This window comes from Kitasatospora sp. NPDC053057, assembly GCF_044546945.1.
GTDB lineage: Bacteria > Actinomycetota > Actinomycetes > Streptomycetales > Streptomycetaceae > Kitasatospora.
Map to the genome: position 1 here is coordinate 179,874 of NZ_JBITZP010000012.1, position 17,435 is coordinate 197,308.

Below are 17,435 nucleotides of genomic sequence, written 5' to 3' on the forward strand. Positions count from 1 at the left end.
TTGGGCGCACGACCCTTGGGCGCACGACCCTTGTGCCACCCCCGGCGGCACGGGCATCATCGGGCCCCCACCCCCGCCGTGCGAGGTCCCCGATGCGCCTGCGCCGCACCGCCGTTGCCCTGCTGCTCGCCGCCACCGCCACCCTGACCGCCTCCCCCGCCCCGGCCTCGGCCGCGGCCCACGGCGGCGGGCACCGGGCCCACTTCCCCACCGGGACAGCCGCCGACCCGGACGGCCGCACCGCCCTCACCGACCCCCAGGGCCGCCGGCTCCAGCTGCGCGGCTTCAACCTCGACAAGTACGCCGAGGCCACCCCGGCCGACCTCGACTCGATCGCCGCCCAGGGCTTCACCCTGGTCCGGCTGCCGGTCTCCTGGACCAGACTGGAGCCCGAGCGCGGCCGGCTGGACCCCACCGAACTCCACCGGATCGGGCAACTCCTGGACCGCGCCGACCACCTGGGCCTGCTCGTGCTGGTCGACTTCCACCAGGACGTCTACGGGCCGGAGTTCGGCGGCGGCGCCAACGGCATCCCGGTCTGGGCCACCCGCGACGACGGACTGCCCTTCACCCCCGACCCGAGCGACTGGTTCGCCGGCTACTTCCAGCCCGCCGTCCAGGCCGCCTTCCGCCACCTCTACGACGACCCCGACCTGCGCGCCTGGCAGGCCGACTTCTACACCCGGCTGGCCCGCGAACTGCGCGGCCACCGCTCGCTGTTGGGCTACGACCTGTTCAACGAGCCGTTCGGCCCGGTGGACGGCGACCCGAGCGACCCGGCCGTGCTCGCCGCCGCCTCCGCCGCCCTGGAACAGGGCCGGCTCGCCGACATGTACCGCCGCCTGATCAGCGCCGTACGCCAGGTCGACTCCCGTGCCTGGCTGTTCGTCGAACCGACGGTCCTGGTCGGCCAGGGCGTACCGACCCGGCTGCCCGGCTTCACCGACCCCCGCCCCGGCGCGCCCCGGCTCGGCTACGCCCCGCACTTCTACGACACCGCGGTGGAGAACGGCGCCGACTGGAACCCCGCCGACGGCTTCCTCCAGCAGTACACCGCCGCGATCACCGGCTACCCCGCCGCCCACCGGCTGCCCGTCCTGGTCGGCGAGTGGGGCCCGCCGAACTCCCGCACCCCGGGCAACACCCGGCTGGTCCGCGGCCAGGTCGCCGCGATGGACGGCTTCGCCGAGGGCTGGACCATGTGGTACTGGTGCCGCGGCACCGGCGGCTACTGCGCGCTCGACCCCGCCGGACACCCCGCCCCCGGCGACGAGCCCGCCTTCGGCCCGTACCCGGTGGCCGTCGCCGGCACCGGCGTCCGCACCGGCATCCGCAACGGGAACAGCAGCACCGTCCGCTGGACCGCCGACGGCAGCGGCCACCCGAGCGAACTCCTGCTGCCGCCCGCCGGGTTCCCGCGCGGCGCCCGGGTCGCCGTCTCCCCCGCCGGCGCCCGGGTCGAGGTCGAGCAGCCCGCGGACGGGCGCGCGGGAGCCGTACGGATCCGGCTCCCGCGCACCCGACCTGGCACCCCGGTGGCGGTCACGCTCACACCGCGGTGACGATCAGGCCAGCCCGCGGCGCTCCAGCAGCGGCCCGGTCTCCGGCGACCGGCCGACCACCGCGCGGAAGGAGTCCAGCGGGTCCCGGCTGAACCCGCGCGCCAGCAGCTCGCGCCGGAACAGCTCGCCGCTGTCCCGTACCGGGCGCCCGTTGGTCTCGAACCACCGCACGGTGTCGGCGTCCAGCACCTCCGACCAGATGTACGCGTAGTACCCGGCGCTGTAGCCGCTGGAGAAGATGTGCTGGAAGTACGGCGTGCGGTAGCGCGGCGGGATCGCCGGGACGACGATCCCGGCCTCCGCCAGCGCCCGCGCCTCGAACTCCTCGGCGTCCGCGACCCGGTGGCCCTCCGGCAGGGTGTGCCAGGCCCAGTCCAGCAGCGTCGCCGCCAGGTACTCCACCGTCCGGAAGCCCTGCCCGAAGCCCTCGGCCGCGGTCATCCGCTCGACCAGCTCGGCCGGCAGCGGCTCCCCGGTCTCGTGGTGGCGGGCGTAGTTGGCCAGCACCTCCGGCCGGATCATCCACATCTCGTTGACCTGCGAGGGGAACTCCACGAAGTCCCGCGGCACCGCGGTGCCCGCGAACAGCGGGTACCGCACGTCCGAGAACAGCCCGTGCAGCGCGTGCCCGAACTCGTGGAACATGGTGCGCACCTCGTCCCAGCTCAGCAGCGCCGGCTCCCCCGGAGCCGGGCGCGGGACGTTGAGGTTGTTCAGCACCACCGGCCGCCGCCCGGTCAGCCCGGACTGGCCCACCAGCTCGTCCATCCAGGCACCGCCGCGCTTGGACGCCCGGGCGTGGAAGTCGCCGATGAACAGGCCCAGCGGGGCGCCGTCCTCCTCGAACACCTCGAAGACCCGGGCGTCCGGATGGTGGGCCGTCAGCTCCGGCCGCTCGGTGAAGCTCAGCCCGTAGGCGAGCCCCGCGGCGAAGAACACGCCGTCCTTCAGCACCCGCTCCAGCTCGAAGTACGGGCGCAGCGCCGCCGCGTCCACCTGGTAGGAGGTCTGCCGGACCTTCTCCGAGTAGTACGCCCAGTCGTGCGCGGCGATCTCCCCGATGCCGTCCGCGGCCGCCACCTTGGCCAGCTCGGCCGCCTCCCGGCGGGCGTTCGCCACGGCCGGCTCCACCAGCCGGGCCAGCAGCCCGGACACCGCCTCCACGGTGCCGGCCGTCTCGTCCGCCACCACGTACGCGGCGTGGCTCGGGTAGCCCATCAGCACGGCCCGCTCGGCGCGCAGCGCGGCCAGCCGGATCGCCAGCGGACCGTTGTCCTCCGTACCCCGGGCGAGCGAGGCGGCCAGCAGCCGCTCGCGCACCGAACGGTCGGCGAGCTGGGCCAGCTCGGGCTGGGTGGAGGTGCTCTTCAGGCTCAGCACGTACCGGCCCTCGTGGCCGAGCACCCGGGCGTTCTCCGCCGCGGCGGCGATCGCGCCCTCGGACAGTCCGGCCAGCTCCTCGGCGGAGTCCACGACCAGCGCGGCGGCGCGGGTGGCGGCGTTCACGTTCTGCTGGAACGTGGTGCCCAGCGCGGCGAGTTCGGCGTTCAGCTCGCGCAGCCGGGCCTGCTCGGCCCCGCCCAGCCGGGCGCCGGAGCGGACGAACGCGGTGTACCAGCGTTCCAGCAGTCGCAGCGACTCCGGGTCCAGCCCCAGGGCGGCCCGGTCCTCGTGCAGCGCCTCGATCCGGGCGAACAGCTTCTGGTCCAGGTGGATCGCGTCGTGGTGGGCCGCGAGCAGCGGGCTGACCTTCGCCTCCACCTCGTCCAGCAGGTCGGTGGTGTCGGAGGAGGACTGGTTGCGGAACACCGCGTCCACCCTGCGCAGCAGCTCGCCGGAGCGCTCCAGGGCCACCAGGGTGTTCTCGAAGGTCGGCGCGGCCCCGCCGTCGGTGATCGCCGCGATCTCGGCCAGCTGCTCGGCCATCCCGCGCTCGTAGGCGGGCAGGTAGTGCTCCTCCCGGATCTCGGCGTACGGAGGCAGTTCGTAGACCAGGGGGCTGGCCGCGAAGAACGGGTTCTCGGTCATTTCGCCGACCCTACGCGGTGTCACCCCGCGTGCCCATACACCCCTGGTCATCGTTGTCAGACCCACCCGTTAACGTCGACGGCGCAGACCCGCGGGCCGCACACCCGCACCCCACCCGCACGCCCGACCGCCCCGGCACCGCCGGAGACCGTCCGCCCGAAGCCGCCCGTAAGAGACCTCCCACCGGAAAGGAGACGCCCGCCGTGGCCCCCAGAACCGCCCTCGTGCCCGATCCGCACGGCCCCGGCGGCCGCCTCCAGCCGCTCGACGACGCCGGCAGTCCGCTCGGCCTGCCGGAGGCCGTCCGCGACCTCGCCGCCGCCGTCGCCGCCCGGGAGGCCACGCAGCACCCGCGCTGGGTCTGGGCCGCCGCCGACTCCGGGTACGCCCCGCTGCTGCCCCGGCTGCCCGACCGGCTCGCCCGCTGCCACGACCTGCGGCTGGTCGAGGCCCTGCTGCTGGGCCACGAGGGCCGCTTCGGCGCCCCGCGCTCGCTCGGCGCCGCCTGGTCCCGGCTGCGCGGCCTGCCCGTCCCGGAGGACCTGCCCGAACCGGGCCTGGCCGACGCGGACGACGGCCAGGACACCCTGTTCGCCCCCGACCGGCTGCAACTTCCGCCCGGCGCCGACCCGTTGGACGCCGTCGTCGCCGTGCACGCCGAACAGCAGCGCCGGATCGCCGCCATCGACGACCCGGCCGCCCGGCAGCGCTTCCGGCTGCTGGTCGCCGCCGAGTCGGCCGGCGCCCTGGTGGCCGCCGAGATGGCCCACGACGGCCTGCCCTGGCGCTCCGACGTCCACGACCGGCTGCTCACCGACCTGCTCGGCCCCCGCCCCACCGTCCCCGGCACCCAGCCCCGGGTGCTCGCCGACCTCGCCGTCGAACTCCACCAGGCCCTCGGCGCCAAACCGTTCAACCCCGACTCGCACACCCAGGTGCTGCGCGCCTTCGCCGAGGCCGGCATCCAACTGGGCTCCACGCGCTCCTGGGAGCTCAAGAACATCGACCACCCGGCCGCCCGGCTGCTGGTCCGCTACAAGGAGCTGTCCCGGATCCACGTCGCGCACGGCTGGGCCTGGCAGGACGCCTGGGCCCGCGGCGGCCGCTTCCGGCCCGAGTACGTGGTCGGCGGCGTGGTCTCCGGCCGCTGGGCCAGCCGCGGCGGCGGCGCCCTGCAGATCCCGCGCATCCTGCGCCGCGCCGTGGTCGCCGACCCGGGCTGGCTGCTGGTGGTCGCCGACGCCGCCCAGCTGGAGCCGCGGGTGCTCGCCGCGCTCTCCGGGGACGCCGGACTGGCCCGCACCGCCGCCGGCGGCGACCTGTACGAGGCGCTCGCCGCCCACGCCTTCCAGGGCGACCGTGACAAGGCCAAGCTCGGCCTGCTCGGCGCCATGTACGGGCAGACCAGCGGCGACATCGGCCCGCTGCTGAACACCCTGCGCCGGCGCTACCCCGCCGCGATGGGCTACGTCGAGGCCGCCGCCCGCACCGGCGAGGACGGCGGCGTGGTCACCTCCCGGCTCGGCCGGGTCTGCCCGCCCGCCTCCGCCGCCTTCCTCGACCTCACCGAGGCCGACACCTCCGGCGAGACCGGCGGCCGCACCGCCCGCGCCCGCGGCCGGTTCACCCGCAACTTCGTCATCCAGGCCAGCGCCGCCGACTGGGCGCTCGCCCTGCTGGCGGCGCTGCGCCGACGGCTGAACGAGCTCCCGGTGGCCGTCCCGGCGGACCGCCCCCACCTGGTGTTCTTCCAGCACGACGAGGTGATCGTGCACACCCCCGCCAACCTGGCCGAGGAGGTGGCCGCCATCGTCACCGAGGCCGCCGACGAGGCCCGCCGGCTGGTCTTCGGCGACACCCCGGTGCGCTTCCCGCTCAGCACGGCCGTGGTGGACTGCTACGCGGACGCCAAGTAGCCCTACTGGAGCTTCCGGAAGGTGCGCGCGTCCTCGGCCGCCGCGACCACCTCGGCCAGCCCCGCCCCGGTCGAGGCGGTGACGGCGGCGGCCACCGCGCCCTCCACGAACGGCGCGTCCACCAGCCGCACGCCCGGCCTCGGCTCGTCCTCCAGCACGGTCACGGCGGTGAGCACCGAGCTGCCGAGGTCCGGCAGCACGACCACGCCCGCCCCACCGTCCGCCTCCGCGATCGCCCCGGCGATCAGCTCGTAACTGGTGCCGAGCCCGCCGTCCTCCGTCCCGGCCGCGACCACCACCCGCACGCCGTCCGCGGCGAGTTCGCCGAGCAGCTCGCGCAGCCCGGCGGCCAGCTTGGCGCTGTGCGAAACCAGAACAATGCCCACGTGTTCGCTCATGCCCGCGACCCTACGGCCCCGTCCCACTGCTCCGGGAGGGTGACCGGAATCGCGCGTGTCGCACCCCGTGCCCGGGCCCCCCGTCTGGCGTAGCGTCGGCGCCGGGGCCCGTCTTGCGGACCAGGCCCCCGCAGCGTCCGCCGTAGCGTCCTGTTCTCAAGGCCACCTAGGGAGCGAAGAGCGTTGAAGAAGCTGATCAACACCCCGGAGAACGTCCTGGAGGACGCCCTGACCGGAGTCGCCGCCGCCCACCCCGAGCTGACGGTGGACATCCCCAACCGGGTGATCACCCGGGCCGCCCGCCCGGCCGGCCCCAAGGTCGCGCTGATCTCCGGCGGCGGCTCCGGCCACGAGCCGCTGCACGGCGGCTTCGTCGGCCCCGGCATGCTGGACGCCGCCTGCCCCGGCGAGGTGTTCACCTCTCCCGTCCCGGACCAGATGCTGGCCGCCGCCAAGGCGGTGGAGAACGGCGCCGGGGTGGTCTTCGTCGTGAAGAACTACACCGGCGACGTGATGAACTTCGAGCTCGCGGCCGAACTCGCCGCCGAGGAGGGCCTGGAGGTCCGCACCGTCCTGGTCAACGACGACGTGGCGGTCGAGGACTCCACCTGGACGGCCGGCCGCCGGGGCACCGGAGCGACGGTCCTGGTCGAGAAGACGGCCGGCGCGCTGGCCGAACGCGGCGCCGACCTGGACGAGGTGGCCGCCCTGGGCGAGCGGGTCAACGCCGCCTCCCGTTCCTTCGCCATCGCGCTCACCGCGGCCACCGTCCCGGCCGCCGGCAAGCCCGGCTTCGACCTGCCCGAGGACGAGATCGAGGTCGGCGTCGGCATCCACGGCGAGCCCGGCCGCCGACGCGAGAAGCTCCGCCCGGCCCGCGAACTGGCCGCCGAGGTGGTCGAGACCATCCTCACCGACCACCACCTGACCCCGGGCGACGAGGTGATCGCCCTGCTCAACGGTCTCGGCGCGACCCCGCTGCTGGAGCTGTACGTGGTCTACGGCGAGGTCGCCGCCCGGCTCGCCGAGCGCGGCATCACGGTGGCCCGCAGCCTGGTCGGCAACTACGTCACCAGCCTCGACATGGCGGGCTTCTCACTCACCCTCACCAAGGCCGACGCCCAGCTGCTGGACCTCTGGGACGCCCCGGTCGACACCCCCGCCCTCAAGCGGGCCTGAGTCCCTCGAAGGAGACCCGATGGACTTCGACACCACGCTGTTCGATTCCGCACTGGCCGAGGCCTGGATCCGCGCGATCGCCGCGGCCGTCGAGAAGGAGCAGGCCCGGCTCACCGAGCTGGACTCCGCGATCGGCGACGGCGACCACGGCAGCAACCTCCAGCGCGGCTTCTCCGCCGCCGTGACCGCCCTGGACGGTCTCCAGCCGACCGGCCCGGGCACCGTCCTCACCAAGACCGGCACCACCCTCATCTCCAAGGTCGGCGGCGCCTCCGGCCCGCTCTACGGCAAGGCCTTCCGCGCCATCGGCGCCGCCCTGCCCGAGCCGGCCGACCCGGCCGTCCTCGCCGAAGCCCTGGCCGCCGGCCTGGACGCGATCCGCCTCCTCGGCAAGGCCGAGCCCGGCGACAAGACCATCGTGGACGCCTGGACCCCGGCCGTCGCCGCCCTCCGCGCCGCGGCCGCCACCGGCGCCGCCCTCCCCGAGGCCACCGCGGCCGCCGCCGACGCCGCCGACCAGGGCGCCCGCGACACCATCCCCCTCCGGGCCCGCAAGGGCCGCGCCTCCTACCTCGGCGAACGCAGCACCGGCCACCAGGACCCCGGCGCCACCTCCACCGCCCTCCTCTTCCAGACCCTCGCCGACGTCACGGGACAGCACGGCTAGGGCCGATCCCCGCTCTTCCATCGCGCAGCTCCCCGTGCCCCGACCGGGCGCGGGGAACTGCGCGAAGCGGAAGTCCCGACCGGGCTGCTCGTGGTCTCCTTGGGTGGACTGCTCTGGCTGCGGCTGCTGGCCTGGCGGGAGCCGACCGCGCCGATCCCGGCACAGTCCCCCTCCTCCCCGGTCTGACCGGCCCCGTCGCCTACGATGCGATCCACCTCACCCGCCCCTTCGGGTAATACCCCGGAGGGGTATGGTGTTGTGAGAGCAAGAGAGCCAGTACCGCACCGACCTCCCGGAGGCCCCGATGTCCAGCACCATCACCTACACCGTGTCCGGCATGAGCTGCGGCCACTGCGAGAAGGCGATCAGCGAGGAGCTCTCCGCGCTGGCCGGTGTCACCGAGGTCGCCGCCGACGCCCAGGCGGGTACCGTGACGGTCTCCTCCGCAGCCCCGCTGGCGGAGGAGCAGGTCCGCGCCGCGATCGACGAGGCCGGCTACGAGCTGGTCGGCCGCGCCGCCTGAGCCACCCCGCTACGGCGGGGGCCGGTGCCGCCGCCCCCGCCGTACGCCCCACCGAGGAGCCACCCGCATGACCACCTCCGCCCCCCGCCTCGACGCACGGGACCGGGTCGAGCTGTCGATCGGCGGGATGACCTGCGCCTCGTGCGCGGCCCGGATCGAGAAGAAGCTCAACCGGATGGACGGCGTCGAGGCCACCGTCAACTTCGCCACCGAGAAGGCCCGGGTCGACTACGGCCCCGGCGTCACGGTCGAGGAACTGATCGCCACGGTCGAGCGCACCGGCTACACCGCCGAGCTCCCACCGCCCCCGGCCCCCGTGGCCGAGCCGACCGCCGCCCGGCAGCACGCCGCCCAGCCCGTCGAAGGGGACCCCCTGCGCGAGCGCCTGCTGGTCAGCGCCGCGCTCAGCGTCCCGGTGGTCCTGCTCTCGATGGTCCCGGCCCTGCAGTTCACCAACTGGCAGTGGCTGGCCTTCGCCCTCACCGGCCCGGTCGTCGTCCACGGCGGCCTGCCCTTCCACCGCGCCGCCTGGACCAACCTCAAGCACGGCGCCGCGACCATGGACACCCTGGTCTCGCTCGGCACCCTGGCCGCCTTCGGCTGGTCCTGCTGGGCACTGTTCTGGGGCCACGCCGGCCTGCCGGGGATGCGGCACGACTTCTCGCTCTCGATCGGCGACACCGACGCCTCCGGCACGCTCTACCTGGAGACCGCCGCCGCCGTCACCGTGCTGATCCTGCTCGGCCGCCACCTGGAGGCCCGCTCCAAGCGCCGGGCCGGCGCCGCCCTGCACGCCCTGCTCGACCTCGGCGCCAAGGACGTCGCCGTCCTCCGGGGAGGCCGGGAGGTCCGGCTGCCGGTGGACCGGCTGGCCGTCGGCATGCGCTTCGTGGTGCGCCCGGGCGAGAAGGTCGCCACCGACGGCACGGTGGTCGAGGGCAGCTCCGCGGTGGACGCCTCGATGCTCACCGGCGAGTCCGTCCCGGTCGAGGTCACCGTCGGCGACACCGTCACCGGCGCCACCGTCAACGCGGGCGGCCGCCTGGTCGTCGAGGCCACCCGGGTCGGCGCGGACACCCGGCTGGCGCGGATGGCCAAGCTGGTCGAGGAGGCCCAGAACGGCAAGGCCGCCGCCCAGCGCCTGGCCGACCGGATCTCCGCCGTCTTCGTCCCGGTGGTCATCCTGATCGCCCTCGCCACCCTGGTCGGCTGGCTGCTGGCCACCAGCAGCCGCACCGAGGCGTTCACCGCCGCGGTGGCGGTGCTGATCATCGCCTGCCCCTGCGCCCTCGGCCTGGCCACCCCGACCGCGCTCATGGTCGGCACCGGCCGCGGCGCCCAGCTCGGCATCCTGATCAAGGGCCCCGAGGTGCTGGAGACCACCCGCAGGGTCGACACCGTCGTGCTGGACAAGACCGGCACCGTCACCACCGGCCGGATGGCACTGCTCGCCGTGCACACCGCCGTGGGCGTCACCGAGGCCGAGGCGCTGCGCCTGGCCGGGGCCGTGGAGCACGCCTCCGAGCACCCGGTCGCCCGGGCGATCGCGGAGGCCGCCGCCGACCGCCTCGGCGGGCTGCCGGCGGTCGACGGCTTCCACAGCGTGCCCGGGCGGGGCGTGGAGGGCGTCGTGGACGGCCGTACGGTCACGGCCGGGCGCGAGGCCCTGCTGGCCGACCGCGCCCAGCACCTGCCGCCCGTCCTGGCACGCGCCAAGGCCGCCGCCGAGGCGGCCGGCCGCACCGCGGTCGCGGTCGGCTGGGACGGCGAGGCCCGGGCCGTGCTGGAGGTCGCCGACGCGGTCAAGCCGACCAGCGCCGAGGCCATCGCCGAGCTGCGCGCCCTGGGCCTGCGCCCGGTGCTGCTGACCGGCGACAACCCGGCGGTGGCCGGGGCGGTCGCGGCCGAGGTCGGCATCGACCCCCAGGACGTCATCGCCGGGGTGCTGCCCGAGGACAAGGTCGACACCGTCAAGCGGCTGCAGGCCGAGGGCAGGGTCGTGGCGATGGTCGGCGACGGCGTCAACGACGCCGCCGCACTCGCCCAGGCCGACTTGGGCCTGGCCATGGGCACCGGCACCGACGCCGCGATCGAGGCCGGCGACCTCACCCTGGTCCGCGGCGACCTGCGCTCCGCGGCCGACGCCATCCGGCTCTCCCGCCGCACCCTCGGCACCATCAGGGGCAACCTCTGCTGGGCCTTCGGCTACAACGTGGCGGCGATCCCGCTGGCCGCCGCCGGACTGCTCAACCCGGTGATCGCCGGGGCCGCGATGGCCTTCTCCTCGGTCTTCGTGGTCAGCAACAGCCTCCGGCTGCGCCGCTTCCAACCCGCCTGAGCCCTGACAGCAGAAGGGCCCGGCAGCAGAAGGGCCCGACAGCACGAGGGGCCCGGACCGGGTACGGTCCGGGCCCCTCGTCACAGCTCAACGCCCCAGCAGCTCCCCGCCGTTGCAGTGCAGGATCTCGCCGGTGATGAACCCGGCCTCGGGCGAGGCCAGGAAGTGCACCGCCGCCGCGACCTCACCGGCCTCGCCGATCCGGCCGAGCAGGGTGCGCGCCGCCCGGCGGGCGACCTCGGCCTCGTCCAGCCGCGGCCCGAAGAACTCGGTGCCGGCGACCGTGCCCGGGGCGACGATGTTGGCGGTGATGCCCGAGGTGCCCAACTGCGCGGCCAGGAAGTGGTTCCAGGCGTGCAGCGAGGCCTTCGCCGCGCCGTACGAGCCGGCCCCGCGCAGGGCGGCGATGGAGCTGATGGTGACGACCCGGCCGGAGCCCGGGGTGAGCCGGTCCCGGATCGACTCGGTGAGCAGCACCACGGTCAGCACGTTGCGCTCGAAGTCGCCGCGCCAGCGGGCCAGCAGGGCGTGCGGCCCGCCGCCGACCACGGTCTCCCGGCTGCCGGCGTTGTTCACCAGCACGTCGATCCGCTCGGGCAGTTCGGCCAGCGCGGCCTCCACCGCGTCCGGGTCGGCGAGGTCGCACACCAGCGGGGTGGCGTTCGGCCCGAGGTCGGCCGCGGCCTTCTCCAGGACCGCACGACGGCGACCGACGATCACCACGCGCTCGCCCGCTTCGACGAACCGCCGCGCGACTTCGTACCCGATTCCCGTGCCACCGCCGGTGACGACGACGTTCCTGGCCATCTGCGCACTCCCTCCCCAGTTCCGCCGTCGCGCGATGAGGGGGCGCGACGGTCCGTACCGGAATGCCACGATTCCTATCACGCTCGGTTGCCGTGACTGCGGGGAGGGTGACGTCGCGCGCGAGGGAAGGTGTGATATGAGCGCGGAACCAAGCGCCTACGGAGCGTGGCGAGAGGCAGCTCACACCCTCCCGGCGTAACTTCTCGCACCCTGATACGTCTTAGGTTGGTAGTGCGGCAGTTTTTCCGATGGGCGGGACGCGACTAACGGCAACGCGTCCCGTGCTTCCAGCGGCTGTCGCCGACGGGGCTCCGGCGGGCCCCGGGACGGTCGTCGTGCTTTCGACGACCTTCGCGCACGGCGCCGGGGTGTGGCGGGCCAGGGACGCTTTGAGCGGCCGTCCCCGGTTGCGGCCAAGCCCCGGAGTCGTGCGCCGTACGGTTCCGCCCCCGCACGGGCCCCTCCGGGTCCGGGGCGCGAGGACGCGAAGGGGCCCGGCCGCTCAGCAGCGGCCGGGCCCCTTTCGGTGCGGTGCTACGTCAGCGCTGCTCGAGCTCGACGTAGTCGCGGATCTCGGTGCCCGTGTAGATCTGGCGCGGGCGGCCGATCCGGCTGGTCGGGTCGTTGATCATCTCGTGCCAGTGGGCGATCCAGCCCGGCAGCCGGCCGAGGGCGAACAGCACGGTGAACATGCTGGTCGGGAAGCCCATGGCGCGGTAGATCAGGCCGGTGTAGAAGTCCACGTTCGGGTACAGCTTGCGCGAGATGAAGAAGTCGTCCTTGAGGGCGTGCTCCTCCAGCTTGAGCGCGATCTCCAGCAGCTCGTCGCTCTTGCCGAGCTGGCCGAGGACCTCGTGCGCCAGCAGCTTGACCTGCGCGGCGCGCGGGTCGAAGGCCTTGTAGACGCGGTGGCCGAAGCCCATCAGCTTGACGCCGGCTTCCTTGTTCTTCACCTTCGTGATGAACGCGTCGACGTCGCCGCCGTCCTTCTGGATGCCCTCGAGCATCTCCAGGACGGCCTGGTTGGCGCCACCGTGCAGCGGGCCCCACAGGGCCGAGATGCCCGCCGAGATCGAGGCGAACAGGTTGGCGTGGCTGGAGCCGACCAGGCGCACGGTGGAGGTCGAGCAGTTCTGCTCGTGGTCCGCGTGCAGGATGAGCAGCTTGTCCAGCGCGTTGACGACGACCGGGTTGAGCTCGTAGTCCTCGGCGGGGACCGCGAAGGTCATCCGCAGGAAGTTCTCGACGTAGCTCAGGTCGTTGCGCGGGTAGACGAAGGGCTGGCCCATCGCCTTCTTGTACGCGTACGCGGCGATCGTCGGCAGCTTGGCCAGCAGGCGGACGGTCGACAGGTGGCGCTGGGCCGCGTCGAAGGGGTTGTGGCTCTCCGGGTAGAACGTGGAGAGCGCACCGACCACCGAGGACAGCATGGCCATCGGGTGGGCGTCCCGCGGGAAGCCCTGGAAGAAGCGCTTGACGTCCTCGTGCAGCAGCGTGTGCTGGGTGATCTCGCGGTTGAACTGCGCCAGCTGGTCCGCGTTGGGCAGCTCGCCGTTGATCAGGAGGTACGCGGTCTCGATGAAGCCGCCCTGTGCTGCGAGCTGCTCGATCGGGTAGCCGCGGTACCGCAGGATGCCGTTGTCGCCGTCCACGAAGGTGATCGCGGACTTGTACGCAGCGGTGTTACCGAAGCCGTTGTCCAGGGTGACCAGGCCGGTCTGCGGGAGCAGCTTCGAGATGTCGAAGCCGGAGTTGCCCGCAGTGCTCTCGACGACGGGGTACTCGTACTCGCCGTCCTGGTACCGCAGTACTACCGAGTTGTCGCTCACGTCTTCCTCACCGACGAAATGAATCCTCTTCCAAGGTGCCCTGACTGTCTCTACCATCCCCCATCCGGAGGACAGTCGCGCACCCGGGGTGGCCCGGAAGGGCCTGCCCCTACAAAACCTGCCGCCGCAGCCGGTACGAACCGGACAAGATCGGCACCACCCTAGGCTCTGCCGTAAATCTCTTCACGTCAAGAGAACATTAGAGGCAACCATCCTGTTGGATAATCATCCAGCAGCAAGTCGATGATCGAGCGCGGCATGCCGCCGACCTGCACTGACGGCCCTCACGGCCTGCGCGATCGCCTTCCGTGACCCGATCAGCACTACGAGTTTCCTCGCCCTGGTCACGGCGGTGTAGAGCAGATTCCGCTGGAGCATCGTCCAAGCGGACATAGTGACCGGAATCACCACCACCGGATACTCACTGCCCTGCGAGCGGTGGATCGTCACCGCGTACGCGTGCGACAGCTCGTCCAGTTCGTCGAAGTCGTACGACACCTCCTCGTCCTCGTCGGTGAGCACCGTCAGCCGCTGGTCGTCCACGCTGAGGGCGGTCACCACTCCAACTGTGCCGTTGAAGACGCCGTTGCGCCCCTTGTCGTAGTTGTTGCGGATCTGGGTGACCTTGTCCCCCACCCGGAACGTCCGCCCGCCGAACCGCCGCTCCGCCAGCCCCTCCCGGGCCGGCGTCACCGCCCCCTGCAGCAGCGTGTTCAGGTTCCCCGCCCCGGCCGGGCCCCGGTGCATCGGCGCCAGCACCTGCACGTCCCGGCGCGGGTCGAAGCCGAACTTCTGCGGGATCCGACGCGCCACCACGTCCACCGTCAGACCGGCCGCCCGCTCGGTGTCCTCCTCGACGAACAGGAAGAAGTCCGTCAGACCCTCCGTCAACGGCGGCTTCCCCTCGTTGATCCGGTGCGCGTTGACCACCACGCCGGACTGCTGCGCCTGCCGGAAGATCCGGGTCAGCCGCACCGACGGGATCGGCCCGCCCTCCGCCAGCAGATCCCGCAGCACCTCCCCGGCGCCCACCGAGGGCAGCTGGTCCACGTCCCCCACGAACAGCAGGTGGGCGCCCGGCGGCACCGCCTTGACCAGCTTGTTCGCCAGGATCAGGTCCAGCATCGAGGCCTCGTCCACCACCACCAGGTCCGCGTCCAGCGGCCGGTCCCGGTCGTAGGCGGCGTCCCCGCCCGGCTTCAGCTCCAGCAGCCGGTGCACGGTCGAGGCCTCCGCCCCGGTCAGCTCGGCCAGCCGCTTCGCCGCCCGCCCGGTCGGCGCCGCCAGCACCACCTTCGCCCGCTTGGCCAGCGCCATCATCACGATCGACTTCACCGTGAACGACTTGCCGCAGCCCGGACCACCCGTCAGCACCGCGACCTTGCGGGTCAGCGCCAGCCGGACCGACTGCTGCTGCTCCGGCGCCAGCTCCGTCCCGGTCCGCTTCGCCAGCCACTCCAACGCCACCGGCCAGTCCACCTCGGCGGACCACGGCAACCGGTCGGCGTCCGAACGCAGCAGCCGCAACAGCTGGTTGGCCAGCGAGATCTCCGCCCGGTGGAACGGCACCAGGTAGACCGCGGTGATCGGCTCGCCCGCCTCCCCCGGCACCGTCTCGCGCACCACGCCCTCGGCCGCGACCAGCTCCGCCAGACAGTCGATCACCAGCCCGACGTCCACCTGCAGCAGCTTCACGCCGTCCGCGATCAGCCGCTCCTCCGGCAGGTAGCAGTGCCCCTGGTCGCTGCTCTGCGACAGCGCGTACTGCAGCCCCGCCTTCACCCGCTCCGGGCTGTCGTGCGGGATGCCCACCGCCTGGGCGATCCGGTCCGCCGTCAGGAAGCCGATGCCCCAGACGTCCGAAGCCAGCTTGTACGGCTCGTTCTTCACCACCCCGATCGAGGCGTCGCCGTACTGCTTGTAGATCCGCACCGCCAACGAGGTCGACACCCCGACCCCCTGCAGGAAGACCATCACCTCCTTGATGGCCTTCTGCTCCTCCCAGGCCGCGGCGATCTTCCTGGTGCGCTTGGGCCCCAGCCCCGGCACCTCGATCAGCCGGCCCGGCTCGTTCTCGATCACCTCCAGGGTGTCCACCCCGAAGCGCTCCACGATCCGCTCGGCGAACCGCGGCCCGATCCCCTTGATCAGCCCCGAGCCCAGGTACCGCTGGATGCCCTGCACCGTGGCCGGCAGCACCGTCGTGTAGTTCTCCACGGTGAACTGCCGTCCGTACTGCGGGTGCGAACCCCACCGCCCGTGCAGCCGCAGCGACTCGCCGACCTGCGCCCCGAGCAGCGCGCCCACCACCGTCAGCAGGTCGTTCCCGCCCCGGCCGGTGTCCACCCGGGCCACGGTGTAGCCGGTCTCCTCGTTGGCATAGGTGATCCGCTCCAGCACGCCCTCGACCTGCGCGAGCTGCTGCGGAACCTGCTGCCCCGACTGCGCCTGCTTGGCCACCGGAGCCCCCTTCGACCGGTACGGGTGGACCATTCCGTTACGCACCGTACCGTCCTGCGCGGACAACCCGGAGCCCGGAAAGCCCGCGCACCCTCCGTGCACCGATGGCGAACCCGCCGTGCAGCGCCCCCACCGAGGTGCCAGGCTGGAAGGAACCCGGGGGGCCGTCGTCCGCGCCCGCGCCCGCACGGGACCCGTCCGAGGAGCAGTACCGCCATGCTCAACACCGACTTCCGCCCCGGTTCCCCGGTCTGGCTCGACCTGAGCAGCCCCGACACCCGGGCCTCCGTCGACTTCTACACCGCCCTGTTCGGCTGGACCTTCGACTCGGCCGGCCCCGAGGCCGGCGGCTACGGCTTCTTCCAGCTCGACCGCCGCACCGTCGCCGCGCTCGGCCCGCTCGCCGACGAGGGCGCACTGCCCGGCTGGACGCTGTACTTCGCCACGGACGACGCCGACCGCACCACCGACCTCGTCCAACAGGCGGGCGGCCGGGTGCGGTTCGCCCCCTTCGACGTCTTCGCCGCGGGCCGGATGGCCGGCTTCACCGACCCGACCGGCGCCGACTTCGCCGTCTGGCAGCCGCACGACACCCGCGGCCTGGACCTCGTCAACCAGGAGGTCAGCCTCTGCTGGGCCGAGTGCTACAGCGTCGACGCCGAACGGGCCAAGGCCTTCTACCGCACGGTCTTCGGCTGGCAGGAGCAGGACGTCCCGTTCGGCGAGGCGCTCTACACCGTGCTCACCCCGGCCGGCGGCGGCACCGACGACGCCCACGGCGGCATCATGCAACTCGGCCCCGAGCACACCGCGCGCGGCACCCGCTCGCACTGGCTCCCCTACTTCGAGGTCCCCAACGTGGACGCCAGCCTCGCCATCGCCGACCGGCTCGGTGCCACGGTCCGGATCCCGGCGATGGACGTGCACGGCGTCGGCCGCCTCGCCCAGCTGCTCGACCCGCACGGCGCAGTCTTCGCCGTCATCACCAGTGCCGCGCCCGGGGCGTGACCTGGGATCGGCCCAGAAGGGCCGTAAAGGGGTGCTACGGGCGTAGACGAGCCCGGCCCGGCCCCGGAAGGGACCCTTATCCTCCGATCATGACTGAAACGGCTGTTCTGACGATCCGACGAGCCACCGAGGCCGACCTGCCGGCGATCGTCGCCATGCTCGCCGACGACCCACTCGGCGCCACCCGGGAGACCCCCGACGACCTCACCCCGTACCGCACCGCCTTCACCCGCATCGACGGCGACCCGCACCAGCACCTGGTCGTCGCCGAACGCGCCGGCCGCACCATCGGCACCCTGCAACTCACCCTCGTCCCCGGCCTCTCCCGGACCGGTTCCACCCGCGCGATCATCGAGGCCGTCCGCGTCCACGCCGACGAACGGGGCAGCGGGCTCGGCACCGAACTGATCCTGTGGGCCGTCGAGCGCGCCCGCGAACTCGGCGCCGACCTCGTCCAGCTCACCTCCGACGCCACGCGCACGGACGCGCACCGCTTCTACGAGCGGCTGGGCTTCACGCCCTCGCACCTCGGCTTCAAAATGACGCTTTCGAACTGACGCTTTCGAACTGACGGAAATGGCCCGGAAACGCGAAGAACCCCCATCCGGAATCCGGATGGGGGTTCTTCTGAATGATTGTTCGGCGGCGTCCTACTCTCCCACAGGGTCCCCCCTGCAGTACCATCGGCGCTGTGAGGCTTAGCTTCCGGGTTCGGAATGT

At 73.2% G+C, this 17,435-nt stretch carries 13 protein-coding genes and 1 rRNA gene; 8 read left to right on the forward strand and 6 right to left on the reverse strand.

Annotated features, from left to right (window positions below):
* Nucleotides 1-92: 92 nt before the first annotated feature.
* On the forward strand, nt 93-1,562 hold the full coding sequence (locus tag ACIG5E_RS15825) for a cellulase family glycosylhydrolase (RefSeq protein WP_396533980.1): 1,470 nt from the start codon (nt 93-95) through the stop codon (nt 1,560-1,562).
* Nucleotides 1,563-1,565: 3 nt separating this feature from the next.
* Here the strand turns inward: ACIG5E_RS15825 and ACIG5E_RS15830 are convergent, their stop codons facing one another.
* Nucleotides 1,566-3,590: a M3 family metallopeptidase gene (locus ACIG5E_RS15830; protein WP_396533981.1), complete on the reverse strand. Its 2,025-nt coding sequence runs from the start codon at nt 3,588-3,590 to the stop codon at nt 1,566-1,568.
* 203 nt (nt 3,591-3,793) lie between these two features.
* Between ACIG5E_RS15830 and ACIG5E_RS15835 the strand changes: the two genes are divergently transcribed.
* Nucleotides 3,794-5,506, forward strand: a complete 1,713-nt coding sequence (locus ACIG5E_RS15835) for a bifunctional 3'-5' exonuclease/DNA polymerase (RefSeq protein ID WP_396533982.1) — start codon at nt 3,794-3,796, stop codon at nt 5,504-5,506.
* A gap of 2 nt (nt 5,507-5,508) precedes the next feature.
* On the opposite strand, the gene dhaM is transcribed toward ACIG5E_RS15835, so the two are convergent.
* Nucleotides 5,509-5,904: a dihydroxyacetone kinase phosphoryl donor subunit DhaM gene (gene dhaM, locus ACIG5E_RS15840; RefSeq protein ID WP_396533983.1), complete on the reverse strand. Its 396-nt coding sequence runs from the start codon at nt 5,902-5,904 to the stop codon at nt 5,509-5,511.
* A gap of 183 nt (nt 5,905-6,087) precedes the next feature.
* Between dhaM and dhaK the strand changes: the two genes are divergently transcribed.
* From dhaK to ACIG5E_RS15860, 4 genes are all read left to right on the forward strand, one after another.
* The gene (dhaK, locus tag ACIG5E_RS15845; RefSeq protein WP_396533984.1) at nt 6,088-7,083 is read left to right on the forward strand and encodes a dihydroxyacetone kinase subunit DhaK; all 996 of its coding nucleotides are present in this window, start codon (nt 6,088-6,090) and stop codon (nt 7,081-7,083) included.
* A gap of 19 nt (nt 7,084-7,102) precedes the next feature.
* A complete protein-coding gene (dhaL, locus tag ACIG5E_RS15850) occupies nt 7,103-7,750 on the forward strand; it encodes a dihydroxyacetone kinase subunit DhaL (protein ID WP_396533985.1) in 648 nt (215 codons plus the stop codon).
* Nucleotides 7,751-8,054: 304 nt separating this feature from the next.
* Nucleotides 8,055-8,273: a heavy-metal-associated domain-containing protein gene (locus ACIG5E_RS15855; RefSeq protein WP_396533986.1), complete on the forward strand. Its 219-nt coding sequence runs from the start codon at nt 8,055-8,057 to the stop codon at nt 8,271-8,273.
* 67 nt (nt 8,274-8,340) lie between these two features.
* Nucleotides 8,341-10,611: a heavy metal translocating P-type ATPase gene (locus ACIG5E_RS15860; RefSeq protein ID WP_396533987.1), complete on the forward strand. Its 2,271-nt coding sequence runs from the start codon at nt 8,341-8,343 to the stop codon at nt 10,609-10,611.
* 87 nt (nt 10,612-10,698) lie between these two features.
* Here ACIG5E_RS15860 and ACIG5E_RS15865 read toward each other — a convergent pair whose 3' ends face one another.
* From ACIG5E_RS15865 to ACIG5E_RS15875, 3 genes are all read right to left on the reverse strand, one after another.
* Nucleotides 10,699-11,418, reverse strand: a complete 720-nt coding sequence (locus ACIG5E_RS15865; protein ID WP_396533988.1) for an SDR family NAD(P)-dependent oxidoreductase — start codon at nt 11,416-11,418, stop codon at nt 10,699-10,701.
* 539 nt (nt 11,419-11,957) lie between these two features.
* Nucleotides 11,958-13,247, reverse strand: coding sequence for a citrate synthase (locus tag ACIG5E_RS15870; protein ID WP_396533989.1), 1,290 nt, complete (start codon nt 13,245-13,247; stop codon nt 11,958-11,960).
* 225 nt (nt 13,248-13,472) lie between these two features.
* Entirely contained in the window at nt 13,473-15,707 is a 2,235-nt protein-coding gene (locus tag ACIG5E_RS15875; RefSeq protein ID WP_396533990.1) for an ATP-dependent RecD-like DNA helicase, read from the reverse strand.
* A 216-nt stretch (nt 15,708-15,923) separates the two neighbouring features.
* Here ACIG5E_RS15875 and ACIG5E_RS15880 point away from each other — a divergent pair, with 216 nt between their 5' ends.
* Together ACIG5E_RS15880 and ACIG5E_RS15885 are read left to right on the forward strand one after the other, a co-directional pair.
* A complete protein-coding gene (locus tag ACIG5E_RS15880) occupies nt 15,924-16,715 on the forward strand; it encodes a VOC family protein (RefSeq protein ID WP_396533991.1) in 792 nt (263 codons plus the stop codon).
* Between the two features lie 89 nt (nt 16,716-16,804).
* Entirely contained in the window at nt 16,805-17,272 is a 468-nt protein-coding gene (locus tag ACIG5E_RS15885; RefSeq protein ID WP_396533992.1) for a GNAT family N-acetyltransferase, read from the forward strand.
* Between the two features lie 80 nt (nt 17,273-17,352).
* Here the strand turns inward: ACIG5E_RS15885 and rrf are convergent.
* Nucleotides 17,353-17,435: ribosomal RNA gene (rrf, locus tag ACIG5E_RS15890) — 5S ribosomal RNA — on the reverse strand; the annotation flags it as partial.